Below are 3953 nucleotides of genomic sequence, written 5' to 3'. Positions count from 1 at the left end.
GGACGCCGACCCCTCTCGGTCAGCCGATGGCGACGGAGAAGATGTGCATCGCCGCGGTGCCCATGTTCGCGCCGTCGCTGACGTCCGGCAGGGTCAGGTACTGCACCGTCTTCCCCGGCTGCAGCGGGATCGGGGCGTAGTACAGGCTCACCCGCTGGTCCAGCCGTCCGTTGCTGTTGTTGAGGTAGGGCAGCGTGGTGAGGATGTCGCCGCCGGTGGCCGCGTTGGACCACCAGTCCGCGAAACTCACCGAGTGGGACTCGGTCGTCCCGTCGGTGTAGGTCACCGTGGCCGTTCCGCTCGGGCTGCCGTAGTCGCCCGCGCCGATCAGGCCCAGCGTGGTCCCGGAGCCCGAGAGCGCGATCGTCTGCCCGCCCGCCGAGCTGCCCGCGACCACGTTGTCCGGGCTGCCCGGCTGGGCGTCTGGCCAGGTGAACGTCAGCCCGTTGTGGGTGAACGTCGCACCCGGCGTCAGGCTGGGCGTCGCCGCGGCCAGTGCCTGCGCGGAGAAGCTGGCGTTGCCGCCGTCGAAGTTGCCCGCGCCGGGCGTGGCGTCGTCGCTGATGCCCACGTTGTTGCGGGCCGCGGCCAGCGACGGGTACGGCGGGTGGGGCAGCAGCACGGTGGTCGCGTCCACCGCCGTGCCGCGGCCGTTGGCCGAGGTGAACGTGGCCTGCGCCGACACGTCGAACTTGCCGGGCTGCGCCGACTCCGGCACGCCGATCTCCCAGGCGGTGCTGACGGTCTGCCCGGCGGGCACGGTGGCGAAGGTGGACGGCGAGGTGGCCTTCACGGTCCAGCCGGCCGGCACGCTGAGCGTCAGGGCCACGTCACGCAGCGGCCGGGCCCCCGCCGGGTTGGGCAGGGTGGTCGTGGCGGTGTACGTCGTCCCCGCCGTCACCTGCGCCGGTGCGCTGAGCGTGAACGGCTGCTCGACCACCACCGGCGTGGTGCCGGTGACGCCGTCGACCGTGACGCTGATCGTCGCGACACCGGGCGCCACCATGGTCACCTGGCCGGTCCGGCTCACCTGGGCGACCCGCGGATCGCTGCTGCGGTAACCGATCCGGGCCCGGGACAGGTCGACGAACGACTGGTCGTCGTGCACCGCCTCGACGACGTGGTCGGCCGGCGTGTGCTGGCCGGCCTGGGCGGTGACGTCGGCGATCCACGGGTTCTTCGCCGTCAGGTCGAGGCGCTGGCCCGGGGTGAACACGACCTGGCCCGGCTGCACGGTCACGTACTTCGTCTTCGGCGCCAGGGCGCCCTTGACGGCGACCGTGGCGGTACCGGCGAGGTGGCCGGAGTCGGTGCCGACGCCGAACCGGTAGGCACCGGGGTACACCACTTCGCGGCGCTTTCCCTCGTCCCAGAAGGAAAGATCGCTGATCCGCACCGGGAAGGCCACGTGCTGGGTCTGGCCCGGCGCCAGCACGTTCGTCTTCTTGAACCCGGCCAGGCGCTGGCGCGGCAGCTCCACGCCGGGGACGTCGAACGCCGTGGCCGCGTACAGCTGGGCGACGCTGGCGCCGGGCGTGGTGCCGGTGTTGGTGACGTCGACGTGCACGGTCACCTGCCCGTTGGCGTCGACGGACTTGGTGTCCGCGTGCACGCGGGAGTAGGCGAACTTCGTGTAGGAGAGGCCGTAGCCGAACGGGTAGGCCGGGGTGCCGGTGAAGTACTGGTACGTGCGGCCGAGGCCGCCGGTCTGCGACGGCGTCAGGCCGTAGTTCTTCATGGCCGGCAGCTGCGCGTCGTCGGTGTACCAGGTGAAGTTCAGGTGCCCGCTGGGGTTCTGCTTGCCGAACAGGACGTCGGCGAGCGCGGTGCCCTGGCTTTCGCCGTTGTACGAGCTGAACACGACGCCCGGGATCCCGGTGGCGTGGCCGAGCGACACGGCGCCGCCGGCCTGGACGGCCAGCGCGGTCCGCGGGTTGCCGGCCGCCTTGACCTGGTCGATCAGCGAGTCGTAGTTGCCGGGCATGGCGATGGTGGTGCGGTCCCGACCCTCGGTGGCGACGTTCCCGTCGGTCCCGGCGAACACCACGACCAGATCGGCCGTCTTCATCGCGGCCAGGGTCGCCGCCGAGCAGCTCGCCGCCGTGGTCGTGCCGGTGGACGTGCCGCACGCGTCGAACGTGACCGTGGCGTCCGGGCGGGCGGCCTTGACCGCGGTCGTGATGCCCTGCACGGCGTTGACCTGCAGCGCGGGCTCGCCGGAGTAGCCGCCGAGGGTGACCTTGTTCGCGAGATCGCCGACGACGACCACGCTGCCGAGCTTGGCCGGGTCGGCGGGCAGCAGCGGCGCCGCGGTGCCGGCGACCGGGTCGTTCCTCAGCAGGACCAGCGAGTTCGCGGCGACCTTCGCGGCCAGCGCCTGGTGCTCGGCGCTCTGGATGACGTCCTTGGTGATCTTCGTGTAGGCCACCCGGTCCGGCGGGTCGAACTCACCGGTCTGCATGCGGATGGTGAACACGTGCACCAGCGCGGTGTCGAGCACGCCTTCGGACAGCACGCCGGCCTTGATGGCCTCCTGGATGTTGGCCACGGTGGCTTCCGAGCCGGTGCAGTTGAGCTGCGTCCCGGCGCGCAGGGCGTACGCCTGGCCGCCCGCGGCACCGGACACCTTCTGGCCGGTGGCGGTGTTCGTCCACTGCGTCGCCGCCCCGGCGGTGGTCGTGGTCCAGCCGGGCGGCGCCCAGTTGTGGCTGCCCGATGCGTAGACGTCGCCGACCGCGCCGCAGTCGGAGGTGATGTAGCCGTCGAAGCCGTAGGTGCGCTGGGCGATGGCGTTCGCCGTGTAGGTGTCGGCCGGCGCCGGCGTGCCGTTGATCGCGTTGTACGACGTCATCAGGCCGGCGACGTGCGCGTCCTGGATGAGGTGCCGGAACTGCCGGGTGTAGTAGTCGCGGATGTTGGTCTCGGTGGTGTCCGAGGAGTCCGCGTGCCGGTCGTTCTCGACGTCGTTGAGCGCGTAGTGCTTGGCGGTCGCGGCGACCTTGAGGTACGGCGTCGCCGGCTTCCCGGACGGCGTCTGGCCCTGGTAGCCGTTGACGAACGCGCCGGCCATCTTCGCGACCAGGTAGGGGTCCTCGCCGAAGCCTTCGTCGGTGCGGCCCCACCGCGGGTCGCGGTCGAGGTTGACCGTCGGTGCCCAGTAGGTCAGGGAGCCGTAGTTGTTCTTGTCCGGGCCGATGTTGTTCTGCGCGACGCCCCACAGCGACTTGTCCAGCATGCCGCGGGCCTCGTCGGAGATCGCCGTGGTCTCCTGGTGGATCAGGTCCGGGTCCCAGGACATCGTGCTGGCGAGGTTGGTCGGGAAGCTCGTGGCGTGCACCCCGCCGGTCGCCGGGCCGTCGTCGGTGTTCGCGCCGAGGGTGTTGAGGCCGTGCTGGCCTTCGCTCCAGTAGGTGTACTGCTGGACGCCGAGCCGCGGGATGGCTGGGGCGCTGTTGGTGCGCAGCTGCAGGACCTTCTCGGGCAGCGTCATGCGGGCGACCAGGTCGGCGGCCCGCTCGGCGAAGCTGTAGTGGGTGTCGCGGTAGACCGGCAGGGTGCCGGGCTGGGCGGGGGCCGCCTCCGCGATGGGGACGAGCGTGGCCGCGGCCAACGCGAGCAGGGGCACGGCGGTCAGTCTCCGCCGGCCGGGGAAGCGCAGGGACATCGGATCTCCGTCGCAGAAGTCGATGGGCGGGGTGCTCCGGTGCGTCGCCGGGCGGGGGAACCGCCGGTTCGCAGGCAGGTCCGTGACCATCGTTCGCAAGGAATCCGGTTCTGGCAAGCAATTCACCGTCGCTTCGGTGTCACCGCTGGCGGGAGCCGGGGAGCAGCTGAAAGTTTCACCCGCCGGCGGGTGCCGCGAATGACTCATTCGGGACGTCCGAGGTCCCGAATGAGAACTCGGCCTGGCCTGGCAGTACCGCTGCACCCCGGGCCCCGGAGGCGGCTTCAGC

1 protein-coding gene is annotated in these 3953 nt (G+C 71.5%); it reads right to left on the bottom strand.

From position 1 onward, the window contains the following. Positions 1 to 19: 19 nt before the first annotated feature. A complete protein-coding gene (locus ACWDN5_RS46305) occupies positions 20 to 3664 on the bottom strand; it encodes a glycoside hydrolase family 3 C-terminal domain-containing protein (RefSeq protein ID WP_449680741.1) in 3645 nt (1214 codons plus the stop codon). Between the last annotated feature and the right edge of the window lie 289 nt (positions 3665 to 3953).

It is taken from the genome of Amycolatopsis sp. NPDC003731 (genome assembly GCF_053586895.1).
The sequence above is the reverse complement of the archived record's forward strand: the minus strand, read 5'-3'. Positions and strand labels throughout refer to the sequence as shown.